General features: G+C 39.5%; 13 protein-coding genes. 4 read left to right on the forward strand and 9 right to left on the reverse strand.

The window, feature by feature from the left end; genetic code table 11:
* Nucleotides 1–28: 28 nt before the first annotated feature.
* From epd to AAEU30_RS18500, 6 genes are all read right to left on the reverse strand, one after another.
* The gene (gene epd / locus AAEU30_RS18475) at nucleotides 29–1045 is read right to left on the reverse strand and encodes an erythrose-4-phosphate dehydrogenase (RefSeq protein WP_421961799.1); all 1017 of its coding nucleotides are present in this window, start codon (nucleotides 1043–1045) and stop codon (nucleotides 29–31) included.
* 180 nt (nucleotides 1046–1225) lie between these two features.
* Entirely contained in the window at nucleotides 1226–1486 is a 261-nt protein-coding gene (locus AAEU30_RS18480; protein ID WP_421961800.1) for a hypothetical protein, read from the reverse strand.
* A gap of 200 nt (nucleotides 1487–1686) precedes the next feature.
* A complete protein-coding gene (locus AAEU30_RS18485; protein WP_421961801.1) occupies nucleotides 1687–2310 on the reverse strand; it encodes a 3'-5' exonuclease in 624 nt (207 codons plus the stop codon).
* Nucleotides 2311–2334: 24 nt separating this feature from the next.
* Nucleotides 2335–4173, reverse strand: a complete 1839-nt coding sequence (locus AAEU30_RS18490; RefSeq protein WP_421961802.1) for a DUF294 nucleotidyltransferase-like domain-containing protein — start codon at nucleotides 4171–4173, stop codon at nucleotides 2335–2337.
* A gap of 109 nt (nucleotides 4174–4282) precedes the next feature.
* On the reverse strand, nucleotides 4283–6007 hold the full coding sequence (locus tag AAEU30_RS18495) for a sodium:solute symporter family protein (RefSeq protein WP_421961803.1): 1725 nt from the start codon (nucleotides 6005–6007) through the stop codon (nucleotides 4283–4285).
* A gap of 11 nt (nucleotides 6008–6018) precedes the next feature.
* Entirely contained in the window at nucleotides 6019–6282 is a 264-nt protein-coding gene (locus tag AAEU30_RS18500) for a DUF4212 domain-containing protein (protein ID WP_004586074.1), read from the reverse strand.
* 384 nt (nucleotides 6283–6666) lie between these two features.
* On the opposite strand from AAEU30_RS18500, the gene AAEU30_RS18505 reads away from it, so the two are divergent.
* Nucleotides 6667–10107, forward strand: coding sequence for a PAS domain-containing hybrid sensor histidine kinase/response regulator (locus tag AAEU30_RS18505; RefSeq protein ID WP_421961804.1), 3441 nt, complete (start codon nucleotides 6667–6669; stop codon nucleotides 10105–10107).
* Nucleotides 10108–10205: 98 nt separating this feature from the next.
* Here AAEU30_RS18505 and AAEU30_RS18510 read toward each other — a convergent pair whose 3' ends face one another.
* Together AAEU30_RS18510 and AAEU30_RS18515 are read right to left on the reverse strand one after the other, a co-directional pair.
* The gene (locus tag AAEU30_RS18510) at nucleotides 10206–12854 is read right to left on the reverse strand and encodes a DUF2339 domain-containing protein (RefSeq protein ID WP_421961805.1); all 2649 of its coding nucleotides are present in this window, start codon (nucleotides 12852–12854) and stop codon (nucleotides 10206–10208) included.
* Between the two features lie 125 nt (nucleotides 12855–12979).
* Complete coding sequence (locus AAEU30_RS18515) at nucleotides 12980–14344, reverse strand: hypothetical protein (protein ID WP_421961806.1); 1365 nt, start codon at nucleotides 14342–14344, stop codon at nucleotides 12980–12982.
* A 288-nt stretch (nucleotides 14345–14632) separates the two neighbouring features.
* Between AAEU30_RS18515 and AAEU30_RS18520 the strand changes: the two genes are divergently transcribed.
* A complete protein-coding gene (locus AAEU30_RS18520) occupies nucleotides 14633–15199 on the forward strand; it encodes an RNA polymerase sigma factor (RefSeq protein WP_421961807.1) in 567 nt (188 codons plus the stop codon).
* 19 nt (nucleotides 15200–15218) lie between these two features.
* Nucleotides 15219–17621 (forward strand): protein kinase domain-containing protein, encoded by a 2403-nt coding sequence (locus tag AAEU30_RS18525; protein ID WP_421961808.1) that lies wholly within the window; start codon nucleotides 15219–15221, stop codon nucleotides 17619–17621.
* A gap of 100 nt (nucleotides 17622–17721) precedes the next feature.
* On the opposite strand, the gene AAEU30_RS18530 is transcribed toward AAEU30_RS18525, so the two are convergent.
* A complete protein-coding gene (locus tag AAEU30_RS18530; protein ID WP_421961809.1) occupies nucleotides 17722–19080 on the reverse strand; it encodes an outer membrane protein assembly factor BamB family protein in 1359 nt (452 codons plus the stop codon).
* 495 nt (nucleotides 19081–19575) lie between these two features.
* On the opposite strand from AAEU30_RS18530, the gene AAEU30_RS18535 reads away from it, so the two are divergent.
* Nucleotides 19576–19752 (forward strand): hypothetical protein, encoded by a 177-nt coding sequence (locus AAEU30_RS18535; protein ID WP_421961810.1) that lies wholly within the window; start codon nucleotides 19576–19578, stop codon nucleotides 19750–19752.
* Nucleotides 19753–19906: the final 154 nt, after the last annotated feature.

The raw sequence follows: 19906 nt of genomic DNA on the forward strand, positions 1-19906 counted from the left end.
ATTTAGCTATTTAATTTAGCTATTTAATTTAGTTACTTGCAACCATCATGCACTTTGCTGTGTCGAGCATTCGGTTGGCAAATCCCCATTCATTGTCACACCAGACTAATAACTTTATCAGTCGTTTATGACTAACACGTGTCTGTGTGCCATCAATAATACAAGAGTGTGCATCATGGTTAAAATCGACAGACACTAATGGTTCTTCGGTGTAACTTAAAATCCCTTCGAGGCGATCTTTCGCTGCAGCCTTTAATGCTTTATTAACCGCAAGTAAATCCACATCGGTATTCACTGTTACGCTTAAATCCATCGCAGTTACATTGATAGTTGGTACGCGTACAGCAATCGCTTCAAAACGGCCATGGAATTTAGGCAAAATACGCTCAATACCACGGGCTAGTTTGGTATCTACGGGGATAATAGATTGACTCGCAGCACGGGTGCGACGTAAGTCATGATGATACGCATCAATCACTTGTTGATCGTTCATTGACGCATGAATTGTGGTAATCGCCCCTGACTCAATCGCAAAGGCATCATCAAGTACTTTTATAACTGGCACTATGCAGTTAGTCGTGCATGAACCATTTGAAACAATTGTTTGCGCTGCGGTTAATTCATCATCATTAATACCATACACGATTGTGGCATCAACATCAGCATCTGCAGGTTGAGAAAATAGCACTTTCTTCGCACCAGCATTTAGATGTAACTGAGCATGTTCGCGAGAGTGAAACACACCGGTACACTCTAAAACAACATCCACATCCAATATTTGCCAAGGCAATTCGGCGGGATTTTCTTCGCAGAATAAGGCGATAGAATCATTAGCAACGGTAATGCTATCTTCGCCAAGTGTTACGGGAAACTTAAAGCGTCCATGCGAAGTATCGTATTTAAGGAGATGCGCGATCCCTTGAGGATCCGCCAGTTCATTTATTGCAACAATTTTGATCTCATCGTTTAAGCCTGACTCATACAGGGCACGAACAATATTCCGACCAATTCGACCAAAACCATTGATTGCAAGTTTGATTGCCATTCGTTAGAAAATCCACTCTATTTGCTTGCAGATAAAGGCAACCTGCCTTTTTGATGCGCGTATTGTAATCGACCTTGGAGTTGAATATAAGAGGTAACGTTAAATAAATGTGTAGCACAAGTTTTATATCACCCCAAACTTCCTAAGGCTTAGGCTCTACAGTTAGAAAAGATAAATTGTTTAACGCTTAAGTAGCTTGCGTATTAAACTTCCGGATACTAATGAAACTATCATAATCGCAATACAATAAATGGCTAATGTACCTGATGACGTTGCTAGCTCTATTATTTGGTTTTTTTCGCCCATACATAAGTTAGTTTTATGATCAATTGCGCCGCCACTATCTAAACAACGATCCACTAATAAAAACCCATGCAACCACCACACAGCAATTAAACTGACTATCACACCAACCAAAGATGGCAGTAAATTATTCTTCATTAAAAAACCTATAAATAAACTCGATATCAAGACGATAGATTAGCAGAAAAAGAAGCAAATAACTGCACTGACAAAGCCTGACTGTGTATTTACAAAACAATACTTAAAGTTAATTTTCGTTTATATATCAGTCTCTTATTCAGTCGCCATCTATTTAAAAGTATCACACGGCTTTTAACATGACGAAAAGTAAATGAAGCTTAAATTAAATCAACTAACTTTAAATTTTTACCTTGGCCTATTTGATAGCACTGCGCAAGTAATAATTCAGCTGTTGCGGTAGCATCGGTTAAAGCGTGATGGTTATGATAGTCAGGTAACTGATAACGCGCTCTACAAGCAGCTAACGTTAAATCATCTAAAGCGATTTCTTGTCCTTGATGGTGTAATCGCTTTTTTTCTATTAAAAATGCATCAAGAATCAACTTAGGTTTCGCCGATATTCCCTTTGCTTTAAAAGCGTGTTTTAAAAATCCCCAATCTAAACTGGCATTGTGAAACACTAAAATTGCATCATCAAAGTAATCTCTTAACTTAGTTAGAATAACGTCTAAGCTTTGCCCTGTAATAATATCTTGTTGCGCGATACCATGAAAAACAGGGCTTTGCTCTAATTGTTGTACGTCTTTATTAATATAATGTGCAGCTTGGCTGAGCTTAATACACTGCTGTTCAATTAAAACCCACGCAACAGAGACTATCTCATGTTGCTTAACATCAAGTCCCGTGAGCTCAAGATCGATAACAATATAACGCTGGCTCGCAGCACTTGTAGCTAACAATTTCTTTTTTGATAAATAACGACCCAACCAACGCTTAACCACTTTGAGTCCTTAACGTTTTGTGCATTACAAACTCCCCCTAGCAAATTTAAATGCGGCCGCTTGTTGTGCTTGTTTGATTAAATAAAACGCTTCTTTGAGCTGATGGCGCTCCAAGGAATTTAACTCATCAGGATTAATACAGTTACTCGGCAAGCCCTCTTCGTTAATTTGGGTGCGTAAACGCAATTGGGTTAAGAAACGCCAGCAATCTTTTAAATTATATACATCCTGATTATTTAACAGTGGGTATTTTAATAGTGCATCAAGACGCTCTTGGGTATTTGCTCGCCTTACTCCTGCTTTTAACGCATATAACCGCACTATGTCGTTAATGATCACCACGCCGCGTTTCTTTAGATCAATAAACTTGTGCTGCTTGGCATCTTTCTCTAGCTTAAATTGATTAAACAAACCAATGGGCACTGCGTTACTTTTTATATCATTAGCCATCGCAGCATAAAACAAGTCATTGCGAGATATACGGGTTAACTGCTCACAAAAACTGGTATAAAGTGAGTTTGAGCCTTCAATAAACCGTAAATCAAAAAATATTTTACAATTAAGCATTGCCTCAGGAGTGGGGCTTTTAATCCACTTAAAGAAACGTTCGCACCAATCTGAAATACCCATTCTACACAATTCACTGCTGGCCATGATATTACCGGGGCAGCGCCTAATTCCGCATTCTACAAGTTGCTCACACACAAACTCTCCCATACGGCGAAAGTAATCTTGATGCTGCGGTGTTAAGTCATCTGGTAATAACAAGCCATTATCTTGATCTGAGTGCAGAGTTTGCTCTTCTCGTGCTTGTGAGCCAAAACAAATAAAACTAAAACTGGTCGGCGCTGCCCCATTGTCTTCTTGAAATAAGTGAATAAGCCGTGACGTTAATGCATCGGTTAGCCCACTGAGTAATTTGCCAATCAAAGAAATATCATCAATATTATGCGAAAAACCTCGAAGCAACTCGGGTATTTCCCCAGCATATCGTTTTAAGTCGCTAATACTATGTGCTTTATAAATGCGGCCAATTAATTGTACTGGGTCACTTTTTTGCTGACGTAACAAATCAGTACTGGTGATCATGCCCAGTGCTTTATGGTGCTCATCTAATACTGGTAAATGATGAATATTATGTTTGAGCATTAAATGGAGTGCTGAAAAAACCCGATTATTCTCAAATATATACTTGGGCTTTTTACTCATTATTGTGCTCACAGCTTCTTTTGGCTCAACCTCATCTGCAAGCACGCGATTGCGTAAATCACGATCAGTCACGACCCCGACCAACTGTTCATATTCTGTGATCATTATTGACGAAACACCGTGCATTTTCATTTTTTTAGCTGTTTGGCGAATGCTCGCGTCAGGAGGTAATGTAACCGCTTTACGTGACATCAGCTCTGATATTTTTCTCTCAGACCAACTTTCGTTTTGACTTTTATAATGGGAGGAAAGTAGTCTATTAGCATGGGCACGAACAAAATATTGTTCAAACGGCTTATATTCTCGACGCAAGAAATCAAAACTCTCTTGATTGAGCATATACACTATGCCCGCTTTTTGCGTTTCTAAACGGTTTTGTATTGCCTCTCCTGTTAACAAAGAGGGAAAACCCAAATAATCACCTTGCGCTAAACGCGTGATCACATCGCCTTTGGCATCAACTAGGTCATATAATCCAGAGCGAATTAAAAACAACCTCGGCGAGTCGGACTGTAGCCATCGCGATTGATTTTCTCGGGTCAAATAAATGCTATCGACATGGGTTACAAAATAATCGGTTGCACTACTATCGATTTGACTAAACGGCGTTTGTATTTTGACAAACTGGGCGACTTCCTGCTGCTCGTTATTCATAACTGTACTCGCAAATAATAAGACCAGAGTGACTACATTACGCATATTCATAAAAAATAAAAAGCCCGACAAAAGTCGGGCTTTGGCTTAAATAACAATCAAGTCATTGTTAGTGAGCATGCGCTTCACTAGAGCCTTTAGGATTACGAATACCTTCAACCATTTCTTGGATTTCAACTGGGGTTTCAGCAGTTAGCTTTAATACTATAGCTGCAACAGCAAAGTTAATAACCATACCAACTAAGCCAATACCTTCTGGTGAAATGCCTAAGAACCAATGTTCAGGGCTGTTAAGTTCAGGGCTAACAAATTTGAAGAAGATAATATATGCCGCAGTAAAGGTAATACCTGTCACCATACCTGCTATCGCACCTTCTTTATTCATCGTCTTAGAGAAAATCCCCATAATAATCGCCGGGAAGAAACTTGCAGCAGCTAAGCCAAATGCAAATGCCACCACCGACGCCACAAATCCAGGCGGGTTTATACCAAAGTAAGCGGAAATAACAATAGCAATCATAGCTGCCAACCTCGCTGCGAGTAACTCTTGTTTATCGCTAATATCTGGCTTGAGAGTTCGCTTAAGTAAATCATGCGAGACCGACGTTGAAATAACCAATAATAAACCAGCCGTTGTTGATAGCGCTGCAGCAATACCACCGGCAGCCACTAATGCGATAACCCATGCAGGTAAGTTAGCAATTTCAGGATTTGCTAATACCATGATATCACGGTCAACGTTTACCTCATTTGCACTGTTAGGATCGTCAACCTTACCGGCTGTGTAGAACATTTTGCCATCACCGTTTTTATCATTAAAGGTAATAAGACCTGTTCTTTCCCAGTTTTTAACCCAAGTCGGCGCTTGTGCATACTCAGTACCACTGCCATCTTTACCGTTAATCGTATCAATCATGTTAACACGTGCAAACGATGCAACTGCTGGCGCAGTGGTGTAAACAATCGCGATAAATACTAACGTCCACGCTGCAGAAATGCGCGTATCTTTAACACGAGGTACAGTAAAGAAACGTACAATAACGTGTGGTAAACCTGCAGTACCCACCATCAATGCACCTGTGATTGCAAATACGTCAATTATGCTCTTAGAGCCTTCGGTGTATTGAGCAAAACCCAGTTCAGCGCTTAAGCCATCAAGCTTATCCAGTACATACATGCCAGAGCCATCACTTAGTGTGGCACCAAAGCCTGTTTGCGGGAAGAAGTGCCCTGTCATCATCATTGAGATAAATATTGCAGGCACTAAGTATGCGAATACTAATACGCAATACTGTGCTACTTGAGTGTAAGTAATCCCTTTCATACCGCCAAGCACTGCATAGAAGAATACAATCACCATACCAATGTACACACCGGTCTCGATCTCAACTTCTAAAAAGCGTGAAAACACCACTCCTACACCGCGCATTTGCCCAGCAATATAAGTAAAGCAGATAAAAATAGCACATAAAATTGCCACTAAACGAGCGGTACGTGAATAGTAACGATCGCCGATAAAGTCAGGCACTGTGAACTTACCAAATTTACGTAAGTAAGGCGCTAAACACATGGCGAGTAATACATAGCCACCTGTCCACCCCATTAAGTAAACACCGCCATCATAACCTGCAAAAGAGATGATACCCGCCATGGAGATAAATGACGCCGCACTCATCCAATCTGCGGCCGTTGCCATACCATTGGCTAAAGGCGGAACACCACCTCCCGCTACATAAAATTCTTTTGTTGACCCTGCACGGGCCCATATTGCAATGCCGATATACAGCGCGAAGCTTAAACCAACAATTAAAAACGTGAGTGTTTGAACATCCATTACTTAAGCTCCTATTCGTCTACGCCGTATTTTTTATCTAACGTATTCATTTTGAAAACGTAAACAAAAATCAAAGCCACAAAGGTGTAAATCGCGCCTTGCTGGGAAAACCAGAAGCCAAGTTTAAACCCAAAAAAGCGTACTTCATTAAGTACATCTACCAGTAAAATACCAAAACCGAAGGATACGACAAACCAGACTGCTAATAATTTAAACAGCAGTGAAATGTTTTCCGCCCAATAAGCTTTTGCTTGTTCTTCATCTTTAAAAGCCATTTTATATTCCTCATTAACACCGAAAAATGATGTGTGTGTTTTATGTTCGTATATAAAGTTAGCAATGCCTGAGCAAGATTGAATTGAGACCATGGTCGTAACAAGAGGTTAACGTTTACGTAAGCTGCCGATTAAGACTTGTTAATCAAAAGTAAAGTTCGTTAAATATCATCACGTTAAACATTTTCGCCAAGTGATTATCACTATTCAGCAAGGCTATATTGTTGATCTGCGACATTAGTCGAACATTTTTGCACCACCTCAAAAACACGTTTAATATCAACCGTTTAGTATTGTGGATAAATAAGTATAATAATTGACAGCTCAAATTATTTTCAATTTCTGGTATGGTATTAACCATCATAATAAAAACTGAATTATTACATGACTGCAGCTCTAATTTTTGTCGCATTAGCCTATATTGGCGTGCTGTTCTGGCTTGCAAACTGGGGAGATAAAACCACTCCATTAGCAAAGCGCATTAGCCATCACCCATTTGTTTATTCATTTTCTTTAGGTATTTATTGCACTTCTTGGACTTATTATGGTTCAGTGGGTACAGCAGCAACAAGTAGTTGGAGTTACTTACCTATTTTACTTGGTCCTGCGCTGTTATTTTTTTTCGGCCAAGGCTTTTTACGTAAGCTTGTACTGGTAAGTAAAAAACAAAATATCACCACCATTGCTGATTTTATTTCAGCTCGGTATGGCAAACGGCAAACAACGGCAATTATGGTTACTGTTATCGCTTTACTTGCCACCATTCCTTACATCGCCCTACAGTTGAAAGCTCTTAGCAGCAGTTTTTTACTGTTACAAAGCGATAATAAAATATCAGGGTCTATGGTTGCGCTGTCAGCTACATTGATTATGACGATGTTTGCAATTTTCTTTGGCACACGCAAGGTCGACGTAACAGAATACCGTTCGGGTTTAATGCTAGCGGTAGCATTTGAATCTTTAATAAAACTACTTGCACTGGTCGCTGTAGCGGCCTTAGCTGTTTATACCCTATTTAATTTACCCACAGAGCGAGAGGTAATAAACACTGAATCTTTATGGCAGCATTGGAGTAGCTTTAACTTTTTTAGTTTTAACTTTATTGGCCAATCATTAATGGCAGCAGCAGCAATTATTTGTTTACCACGACAGTTTCATGTCACCGTGGTTGATAACCAAGACAAACGCCATTTATTTACCGCACGTTGGGCGTTCCCACTGTATTTATTACTCACAGCTGCGATGATCTTGCCTATCGCCACAGCCGCTATTCATCCAAATATTGGCAGTAGCTTTTCACCTGATAGTTTTGTACTAGCACTCCCTTTAATGCACGACAACGTTTTACTCACCACCTTTGTATTTATTGGTGGAATCTCGGCAGCGACGGCCATGATTGTGGTCGCTACACTCACACTCAGCACCATGATTTCTAACGATGTTGTATTACCATTAATGCTACGTCGCAAGTTTAAACGCAACTTGATCACTAGCAGTTATCGTTCGCGCATTTTATTAGTAAGGCGTTTTACCATCGCTGGTATTTTAATTCTCTCGTATTTTTATCAGCAATGGTTTGGCCACGGCAAAGCTCTCGCAAGTATGGGGTTAGTTGCATTCTCATTGGTAACCCAATTATTACCCGCTATTATTGGTGGGTTATACTGGCGTAAAGGCCATGCTTATGGAGTATATGCTGGTTTATTAGCGGGTTTTATTTGCTGGGTTTTATTTTTAATGCTGCCTATTTTAGACGCCGGTAACACCCTTGATACCGAGCTACAGCAAACCTTAATAACCCGAGGTACACTCATCGCTCTATTTGCCAATATTGGCTGCTATATCAGTTTTTCACTCGGAGCCGATGAACGGCTGATAGATAAAATTCAAGCGGCTGCTTTTGTTAACCCTAAAGAGCAAGCAGTACTGGCAAGGCGTTTAAATAAAAACGTAAAAGCCACAGTGTATGATTTTAAAATCTTGCTACAAACATTTTTAGGCGTTCAACGTAGCCAACAAGTACTAGCGCATTTCTCGCTAACTCATCAATTAGATGATAATAACAACCACCCAGATCCTGAGTTTATTGCTTATTGCGAGCGCGCATTAACGGGGGTTTTAGGTGCCTCTTCTGCTCAAGCACTAATACATACTGTGGCTTCAGGTAAACGCATGGCCTTTGAAGAAGTGGTTAACTTTTTTGATGAAACCACCCAAGCACTGCAATTTAACCAAAACCTTTTATTCACGTCACTTGAGAACTTGAGCCATGGTATTTCGGTCGTCGATAAAGACCTCAAACTAGTAGCCTGGAATAAACGCTACGCTGAAATGTTTAACTACCCAGCAGACTTTTTAGAAGTAGGTCAACCTATCGAAGAGATTATTCGTTACAACGCAGAGCGCGGAGAATGTGGGCCAGGCGAAATAGAACGCCAAGTTGAAAAGCGTGTACAACATTTAAAAAACGGCACATCTCATCACTTTATTCGGCACCGCAGAAATGGACAAGTATATGAAATGATTGGTAATCCACTGCCTGATGGAGGCTTTGTTACCAGCTTTTCAGACATCACCACGCACATCGCCACACAAAATGCGTTGGAAGAAGTGAACATGGATCTTGAAAACCGCATTGAAGCACGTACTCAAGAAATACGTACTATTAATAAAGATCTCGAAGCTCAAATAGAAAGCCGTGTACAAACAGAGCAAGCACTTACTTTAGCCAAACGTGAAGCAGAACAAGCAAATGACAGTAAAACACGATTTTTAGCCTTGGCAAGCCATGATATTTTACAACCACTGAATGCGGCCCGTTTGTACTTAGCAGCCATTGATGAGACCTCGTTGGCAGATGCCAATATCAACAACTTTGAAAAGCTCGGTGCAAGTCTCGATTCAACTGTTCACTTAATGTCAGCATTACTTGAAATTGCAAAGCTTGAACAAGGCGCTATGACCCCCTCTCCGCGCCATTTCAGTATTGATGATATTTTAGCGCCGCTGCGAAACGAATATGCCATTTTATCCAGTGAAAAAGGCTTACAGTTGCATGTGCGCTCAGGGCAACAAATAGTTCATAGTGATATCACGTACTTACGCAGGATTATCCAAAATTTAGTGTCTAACGCAGTTAAGTACACAGAAGAAGGGCGTGTGTTAGTCGCATGTCGTAAACGAAAACACCACCTTCGCATTGAAGTATGGGATACCGGCCCAGGTATAAGCGAAGTAGAACAAGCAAAGATATTTAACGATTTTTACCGCATTGAAGCTGGCGATAACAAAGGTGTGGGGCTAGGTTTAGGTGTGGTTAAACGTATGGTTGATTTACTTAGCCTACGGTTAGAAGTACATTCAACCGTCCACAAAGGTAGTCGTTTTAGCATTGAAGTTCCTTACGGTGATACTCAATTTGTACAACAAAAGACTACTACCAACAGCTTGTTTGAAAACCGTGCAGCAATGAGTGTTATCGCTGTGGATGATGACCCTGAAAATTTAAATGCTATGGCCAGCTTATTACAGAAATGGCAAGCGGATTATCAACTGTTTGACCAAGTTGAGACTGTTTTAGAATATGCAAAAGCAAATAAAGCGCCGGATGTTATTTTAATGGACTATCAGCTGGGCCATGACTGCGATGGTATAACACTTATTAAAACGTTGCGTGAAATTTGGCAAAGTCCTGTGCCCGCTATTTTAATTACCGCAGTACGTGATGATGAACTAAAACAAGCAACTAAAGCCGCTAATATTCATTATTTATCCAAACCGATAAAGCCTGGCAAGTTAAAAGCACTGCTTAATCACAGTACGTGACGTGCTAGGCGCTAGGCGCTAGGCAAAAAATTAAACTGATTCGCACTAAAAACATAAGTACACCTAGCAATTTTGCTAGGTGTACTGTTTTATTAAAATCAGCTAACTCGCGCTTTACTTCTGAGCTTTTGAAACAACCAGCTCAAACCGACGAGCGAAAGCCCCAGCCCAATAAATGATACCGCTTTGAGTAAACCCGTCAGGCTTGCCATATCAATTAAGAACACTTTTACTATCACTGCCCCAAGGATACCTAACCCGACTTTTTGTAACAGCAGTTGTTGCTTTAAATGCCCTGAAATGACCACCAGCGCGCCGAGCAAGAGCCAAACAATCGAATAACTATAGAGTTCAGCATCACTGGTTATATTATCTAGGTAGATATATGCACCTTGCCAATACTGGCGAATGAGTGCATTTATTGCTAATGCAGCTAAAACGCCCGCTACTGCCAACATTATTTTACTCAGTTGAGCATTGACCGGTTTTACTAATGTGGCTAACCACAGCGTTAAGGCACTTGGCACCAACCACATCATCAGCATCCAGTTAAACACCGGAGTTTCGCCTACATATAAGGATGTTAATAATGGATTTTCATTAAGAGCAGTGCTTACTAACAACAGCCCAGCTAAAGCCGATAATATTAAACCCGCTATTGTGTATAACTTAGCCAACTGCCCTGCACTTTGTGCGCGATGTAAATAAACACAACCTAACGCTAGCCAGTTACAGCTAAGTAATACTTGCTCATAAAAACTTAAAGAGCCAAGTTGTGGATAATGCCCAACTAATTGATAACTCGTTTCAGTCGTGATAAATAATGCCAAACAATGCAGTGCAGCTCCTTCGAGCCAAATTTTCATATCTGTTTTATGCCATTGTTTTGCGGCAAACCAAAATAATCCAACAGCGATGGGGTAAACCACTATGCTCCAATGCATTGAAAAAAGCGTTAAATCTGCATAACTCTCAATCCACGGTGCAAACGTTAAACGTGCAAGTACTGCTGCCACGAGCGCTTTAATAGGCCAGTGCGGCATAGGCACTTTGTGGCGTTTAACAAGAATACTTATAACCAATACCTGAATAGCCAACGCAAGCGTGAGGCCGCTATCAGCTAATAACATAGTTAAACACAAGGTGACATTAGCATTAGCACCAACCCAATAACTAAACTGCTGCCATTGAGTGTGGGCATTTTGTGCACGTTTGATTAATACGCCACTGCCAAGCAGTAATAGTACTGTCCATAATGAATACGCTACCACTAAGTCTTGCTCTGGAGTTAGGGAGTAAAGTGTCGCTATTAATACAAACAAACTAAAGGCAGCCACTAAGTGAAAGCTTAACCGTTTATAATAACGCGCACCAAAATACAGCCCGTATAAACAAAAACCTATACCGAGCAATAAACCAAGCCCATAGATATTTTTAAATATAAATAAATGATCGTTACTATCAATAGTATAATTATGCTGAGTTACAACCAGTAAAACAGCAATTAGTAGCGCTAAACCTTGCCATAGATCCCAACGGCTATTTTGCAGCACCAAGAATAGCAGCATGACAATTAAACACACCATCACAATTTGCCATTGCATACTCGCCATAGAGATTGCTATCGCTATCAATAATGGCACCACAATCGCTAACAATAATGGATTATCAGGCTGTAATTTTAGTAGTCGCTGTAAACTATGTGGGCGGTATTCCAGCAGACGCAGCGTTAAACCTAAGCGCATCATCGCGATTAAACCTATGATAGATAACAGGGAAAAACCACCCATAAGCCAATATTCAGTTGACTTAACAACACTTAAAGCCACCCAATACCAGCCAATATGCCCTGCCCAAAGTAAATACCATAGCCAATTACGGTTTACCCTTTTTGCCACAAGTACAGCTGATAAAGTAACAAACCCAATATAGGTTAGCAGCGCTGCCAAATTGCCACTTCCCGTATTAACCCACATAGGCACGCTATACGCGCCAACGATACCTAATACCGCTAATAACGGCCCTAAGCGCAGTGCCATAGAGCTCGCTGCTAGTGCAATAACAGCTAGCATCACAAAAGCAGTGGTTGCGCTTAACATTTCATAACTTGAATAGGCGAGCAGCGTTAATGCAAAGCAACTAATAAATCCGCCACCAGCTAAGGCCGCGGGCACATAATTAGTAAAGCCTTCAAAAATAATGCCTTTACGGTGTAAAAACTCAGCAGCTGTAATTAGCGCTACACCAAATACCCCGCCTAAGGTAAGACGTAAACTAGGTGATAATAAACCAGCATCTAAACTGTACTTTGCTAAAAATATGCCGCCAAAGGCCAGAGCGACACCACCTATCCAAGTCATCCAATTTTGTTGCAATTGATTTTTCAGTTCAGCCAAGAATGTATTGAATGCAGAGTGAGAGCGCTTATTAGTTGCTGGGGGACTATTAACTGTATGCCTATGCGTGGATGTAGTTGTAGTTTGATTTAAGGTAACAGGTTGCTGATTAGTGACATCAGACGCTAATTTAGGTTCAGTTGGGTGCGAATGTGGTTGCTCAGATTCAAACCTTACCGCAGTATTTACTGACGGAATCGAGCTTTTAGTGATCACTGAGTGCAGTTGTTTTTTTAAAAGCGTAACTTCTTGTTGTAGCGCACTTACCTTCGTTAAAGCGATTAAACCGGCGATAGATCCGATCACAACCACTAACGATAAAATGACAATTAAGCCGAACACGTCATCCATATATTAAATCCCTGACTACTTTTATTCCTCCCTTATAACGTAAACTGTAGTGAAAATATAGCCAAAAAAAATCTCAGCTTCATATAACGAAGCTGAGATTTAATAGATTTACTACTCTACTGAGATTACTCTACAGAATCAGTTACAGTGCGCTCTAAGGTCATTTTAAAACCTGTGCTACTTGTTTCATCATGTTCTAGAATTAAGATATAATTACCTTCTTGAGTAAAATCCATATCCCCTTGCTGCATTAATACTATTTGCTGACCATTGTCTTCGTAAAGTACATAAGTGGTATAAACTTCATTATCGACAACTTCGTCTTCTTGGTCATATTTATCAAGGCTCTCAATATAATTACTGGCGTCATCAACAGTTTCCCCATCTAAAGTAAATGCGATATCGACATCAGTAATATCTTGCCCTGCATAAGTATCAAGTAGATTAACGACGGTTACATTATGGTTATAACTGCTTGGCGTCAGTGATTCTACAACTGTTAACATACGTGGGCCATAGTCTTTATCGTTGTAAAAAATCCCTACGTTACTTTGCTCTCGCTCTAACGTTAGTAAGTAATTATCAACAATTGACGTACCTGCTTCATCCATCATCGCAATACTAAAGCTATTTGGGTTGAGCTCAATATAATCTGAGAAAGTATCATTTACGGTTAATTCAGTTACATGGCTTTCATCGCCACGAGTTGCAGTAAAACTGGCTTGTGGATAATCATCTATCGTATTAATAAATCGTAATTGACCTTGAGCAGATTGATGCTTAAGTGATGTCACTGAGTTACTCGAAGTAACCATATCTAATGTGATCCCTTCATCTTCAGTAGCATAACTCGGACGGATCATCGCTACATAGCTTGATTCATCATTAAAATATACTGTAGCTGATTCAAAAATAACATCTGTGCTACCACTTTGAGTAATATAAATAGTGTAATAACCTTCTTCGAAAGCTTGTAGCGATAGCTCATTCAAATAAGTGGGCGACGCAATGAGTTCCGCGGTATCGAATAAGCCATCTTCAGTCGCGATATAAACATCATAATTAATACCCTCGCCTGAAATATTAAACCAGCCCAAGTTAAACTCATCTTCGTCACTGCTGGTTGGTACAGCTAATTCAGTAAAATTAGGCTCTGAGAAATCTCCACTCATAACCCATAACTGTGTTTGATCGTCTTTGATTGAGACTGACTCTTCACGAATTGTAATATAGCTATTATTAGCATCTACATATTCAAAAGAAACATCATAGCTTGTAGAGCTATAATTATGGCGCGTTGTAACATCACCAAAATAAGTACCTGAACGCTCGGTCTCATCAACAAATAAGCGAGTGTACGGACTATTGTAAGAACCGTTATAAAGTTGGATATAGCCACTACTGCTACTTGATGAGTCATCCCCAGAACAAGCAGCTAATGTTGCTGCCAAGGTAGTTACTAAAACAGTTTTAAGTAAAGAGCTGTGCATGGAATCATTCCTCAATATTAATTGTGCTTATGAGACCATAAAATCGACTGAAAATTTCAACTTTTACAAAGCATTACCCATACTTACAGTTCCTTACGTATTCGTAATAAAGTGTACAAATGTGCAAATAAATCGCACATACACTTACATAAAATCTCAGCTAACTATTTCTAACAGCCCAATAATTAACATTACTTATTAAAAACCAGAGCAAAAACACAAAGTTAACAGTTGTAATCGCTGGCGTACAATTGTACTTTAATACCTTAAATTTTTGAGGATGTAGAAATGCAGACACCATTAGAAGAGTTAATAGATGGATGGCAAAGCGGCTGTGCAAAAAGTACTAACGAGTTAAAAGCACGTCTTTACTATCATTTAAAACAAGTTTGTCATGTACACCTACAAAGCTACCGTGATGAAATTGATTCTACTTATGTAATACAGCATTTACCCCATACAGGCTCTTTATTGCATCAATCATTAATTGAACTTATTCCACCTCAAAAAACGCTAGAACACGAAACGCAATTTAATGCTTACCTTAGCGTATTTATTCGCAATGTTTTACGTGACGAAATTCGTAAATTTCAATCAAAAAAGCGAACACCAATCGGTGATGAAGCAGCTCAAGGTGAGAGCCACTTAAAACATCAAGAAGATTTTTTAGCCCTAGATAGCGCATTAAATCACTTAGAGAAAAATCACCCACAAAAAGCTCAAATATTTTCGATGCACTACTTTTTAGGCATAGATAGCAAAGCACTTGCTGAACAATTCAAAATATCGCTCGCTACAACTTACCGAGAATTAGACGCAGCCAAAGCATTTTTAAGAATGCGTATAGAACAATAACTATAAATAAGAATAAAAAATGAAATTTACCGATCCCCTGAACCTACTTGATTACTTATTAAAAGAGCACCCTACAAACCTTATAGAGGGGTTAGAAAGCTTAGAAAGTATCAGTGATGATATATTCCATGAAACTAAGCAACTAATTCTAGCCCACAATAAAAACTTACAAAAAACACAGTTTCATCAATCAATAAGCCATTCAACTGAGCTCTTAAGTGAAAATATAAAAATAGAGGATTTAATAGGTAAACACATTAGTCACTTCACATTAGAGGCATTATTAGGCTCTGGGGGGATGGGTGTTGTTTACTTAGCAAAGCGAAATGATGGTAAATTTGAGCAAACCGTTGCTATAAAAGTTATATACCCAACCATTACTGCATTACATGGCCCGCAAAACCTAACGCGTGAAGCACAATATTTGGCATTATTGAACCACCCAAATATAGCTGGTGTGTTAGACGCTGGCGAATGTGAATTTGGCATGTACATGGTGATGGAGTACATTGAAGGAACAACACTTTTAAGTTACTGCGATGAAGAGAACTTAAATACAAAACAACGACTCTCTTTATTTTGTAAAGTCTGTGATGCGGTTAGCTACGCTCACCAAAACCGGGTGATACATGCAGATTTAAAACCATCAAACATCCTTGTTAACAAACAAGGTGAACCTAAACTCGTTGATTTTGGCGTTGCTCGTACGATAAGTAATGACCAAGCTGACTTAATTGTTAATGAGTATATCAAGGCTTTAAGCCAAGAGTACGCCAGCCCTGAGCAGCTTGCAGGCCAAGCACTTACAACCCAGAGTGATGTATTTAGTTTAGGAAAAGTACTCGCTAGTACTATTAAAGAAAGCTCTAGTGAGCTACTAGGAATCATTAAACACGCATCATCTGCGCAGGCAACTCGTTACGCAACTGCACTTGAACTTAACACCGATATTAAACGATATTTAAGTGCGGAGCCGATAAGCTTTAACACTCATTATCTATATCGATGCAAAAAGTTTATTCAACGTAATCCTCTAATAACATCACTTGGTATAAGTCTCATTATTGCATGTGCTTTATTTACGAATGCATTATGGCAAAAAAACATACATTTAAACCAAGAAAGGGAAACCACTGAATATGTAGCAGATTTTTTGATTAATGTATTCGAATCTGCAGATCCAGCTGCATACGATGGACATGAGATAAGTGCACAAGACTTACTACTCGGCGCAAAACAGCGCCTTAGTAATGAAAATGATTTACTGCAATCACAACCTAAAGTCGCATTATATTTAGCTAAAGCGCTAAGCGGCGTTGGTGAGTATGCGAGCGCGCTTGAGCTACTCGCGTTAAGTAACAATAACAGTCTTGATATTGAAAAAGCGCTAATCAAAGCACAAATTTATATTCAAAAATCAGAAATAGAGTCAGCCCAGCAGGTTTTATATTCAATACAAAAAAAGCCTCTCTCCCCTAAAAGGCGTGTTCAATACTTTAGTAGTCTGGCTGATATTCTTTTTTATAGCGACCAATATGAGCAGGCACTTGCTAAATTACAAACAGCCGAGCAATTAGCTATTGAGCATCAACTTTATACCGCAGTCATTGCACTAAAAAACAAACGTACTGCCATATTTCAAGAGCAAGGAAAGCTAGTAGAACAATTAGCAGAAGCACAACTAGCTGTACAATTTAGCGAACAACACTTCGTAAAAAACTCAGCTGAATACTTAAATGCTTTATTTACATTACAAAGTGCCTATTCTGCCAATGAAAATTTTGATGCGGCAAAAGTTTTACTTGAAGATATATATAAAGTTCAAGTCAAAGTATACCCAAAAGATCACCCGACCTTAGCACTAACTCTTAATGAAATGGGCAATAACTTTTCACGCTTAGGTGAATACGACAAAGCTATACCACTGCATAAACAGGCCATTGCCATGGTAGAAGGGCGCTATGGTAAAAAACACATAGATTATGCTTATGGCTATAGCTACTTAGGCAATGCCTATGGTTATCAGAAGCGTTTTGAAGAAGCTATTAATGCTTATAACGAATCACTTGAATCAAATACGTTAATGTACGGCAAAGTGCATACAAGCACACTGACCTCAGCAAGAAATTTAGGGTTAGCATATTCTGAAATGGGCAATCAAATAAAAGCGAAAGAGATTTTAAATGAGACGCTACAGCAAACTCTTACACTGTATCCTGAAATTTCATACCGTAGTGCATTAGTTCAAACAGCTTTAGCACGAACGCTAATAGAGTTACAAGAGTGGCAACCTGCCAAGGTTCACCTTGAGCATGCCGCCGAAGGCTTTCGCCAAAGCCTAGGTGAAGACAGCATTCGTTATACTCGAACCATAGAAAGACTAAACCTCGCAAATGAAAAGCTAGCATCGGGATTAATGTAAATTCTAAGCAAAGAGGTAATTATAAATTTAATAATGCTTTGATTTGACCTGCTTGCTCAAGCCCAATCAAAGATCCTATACCTATTTATATGTGGAATAATTACTTAACCACACCACTATTTTGATTATCTCGGTGTATTTTAGACCAAGTATTAGACATTAAACCCGTGCTATCAGTTTGAATAGCCACTAGTTTACCGGTGGCATTTGCATCATTACGATCTCCCTCTGAAAGAGTACCAATATACAAGATGCCTTGACTATCAATTGCAGGGGATGACCAGGTAGCACTGGCTTTTAGATCATATTGCCATACAAGCTCACCATTAGGTGAATACACATGCATTAAATCATTTTCTGTCGCGAAATAAATATTACCATTGTCACCGATTGCTGGTGATACCTTCACGTTACCAGTAATTTGGGTTTGCCATTTTATTGCTTTTGAACTGAGTTCAAGCGCATAAATTTCACTATCGTCATTATTACTTGTGCCAAAGTAAATATTCCCGCGTGATTCATCTATCGCAACTGATGAACGAATATGTGGCGTTTCAAATACCTGCGGATTTGGTAATTCAAACTTCCAACGCAGATCCAAATTATCATCAAAGCTGTATAAAATCCCGGCTTCAGAACCAAAATAAATATTATTGTTAGAATCAATAGCTGGAGTTGAGTAAACCAAGTCGCCTGCAAAGGTGTCTACATCTTTGAACTCACCCTCTAATTCATAGCTATTTAAATCAAGCTTAAGTACGCGGCCTTCATCATAAAATACCAATTCACCATTGTAATTTACCGCCCCATTTACAAATCGGTCTTGTCGTTCTTCGCAATTACATAAACGCTCAAATAAGCGCTCACCATTATGAGCATCAAAAGCAAATATATCTAACCCTGTATATATTACCTGCTCTTTAAAAGCCGCAACCTTAGTTAAACCAGAGCTTGTTTGCAAAGCATAATCTGATACACGTTGGCGCCATATTTGCTCGCCGCTACTATTAAGAGCGACTAAATCTCGATATGCTTTATCAAACTCACCAGTGCGCTTATCGACTGTAAAATAAATATTATCATTGTGTACAACAGGGCTTGAGCGAACCTCTTCGCCATTAGGTAAGGTGTAACGCCACTTTTCACTGCCATCGCGGTTATAAGCTACCATCAAATCACTGCCTGCGGGATCATTACGCACATTTTTGGCCGTGCCTATATAAACGGTTTGCTCATCAGCACTGAGTGCCGGTGACGAGTAATAAGCAAAACTTGTAGTTGGTAATGACTTTTCCCACACTAAGCGCGACTCTTCAACCTTATCAGGTTGCTTGTCAACATCGGACTTCGTAGTTTGTGGATCATCGCTGCCGCCTCCCCCTCCACATGCCGATAAAAAAAGACTTAACGCGAATATAATTGGTGCTTTCGTTTTAGGGGATTCAAACTGTAAACTCATGTAATTCCTGATAGTTATTATTTATTGTTAAATAAATTTTACGAATAAAATTACAATAATGACAGAAACGAAAAATGTTTTTATTTTTCTCATATATCTAAAATATTTTTATCTGTCTAAACGTCGCGTCCTTTTAAAGGTTTACCCCGCGTCGATTATACCTCGAAACGTAGCAGCGACTTTAGGTCGCGTCCTTTTAAGAGTTTATCCCGTGCCCTTTTAAAGAGTTTATCTCTCGCTTTAAGATAAATGACGTGGCATTTATTTACGCGATAGAATCGACGCGGGGTACATTTACACGATTTAAGTTCGGCGCGGGGTAAACCCGCTGCTACGCTTAAAATTTAACCCACAAGGATTATGAATGAATAATACGTATAAATTGAGAAAAGGCAGGGTGTCTTTAACCAATCATTTTTACAGCATCACCTTCGTTACCCATCAGCGGTAGCCGTTTTTACCGATTTTGCTACAAACCGGAAAATCATCAAACATATGCAACAAATCGAGCAGCAACAAATTATAAAATCAATCGCCTTTGTGCTCATGCCAGACCATCTTCACTGGCAATTCCAATTACTTGAACTTGCCACGCTTGCAAGCATAATTCGAATATTTAATGGCCAATCAGCCACCTCCTGCCGCCAATATGGCATCCATAAACTCTGGTAAAAAGGCTACTACGACCACTTGATTCGTGATAAAACATTTAATAAACCAAGCCCGTTATATCGTTGCAAACCCATTAAAAGCAAAATTAGTGACAACCCTCGCCGACTACCCCTACTGGGATTGCATTTACCCCTCGTGACTCATGAGTAATAAT

This window comes from Pseudoalteromonas mucoides, from assembly GCF_049257175.1.
GTDB lineage: Bacteria > Pseudomonadota > Gammaproteobacteria > Enterobacterales > Alteromonadaceae > Pseudoalteromonas.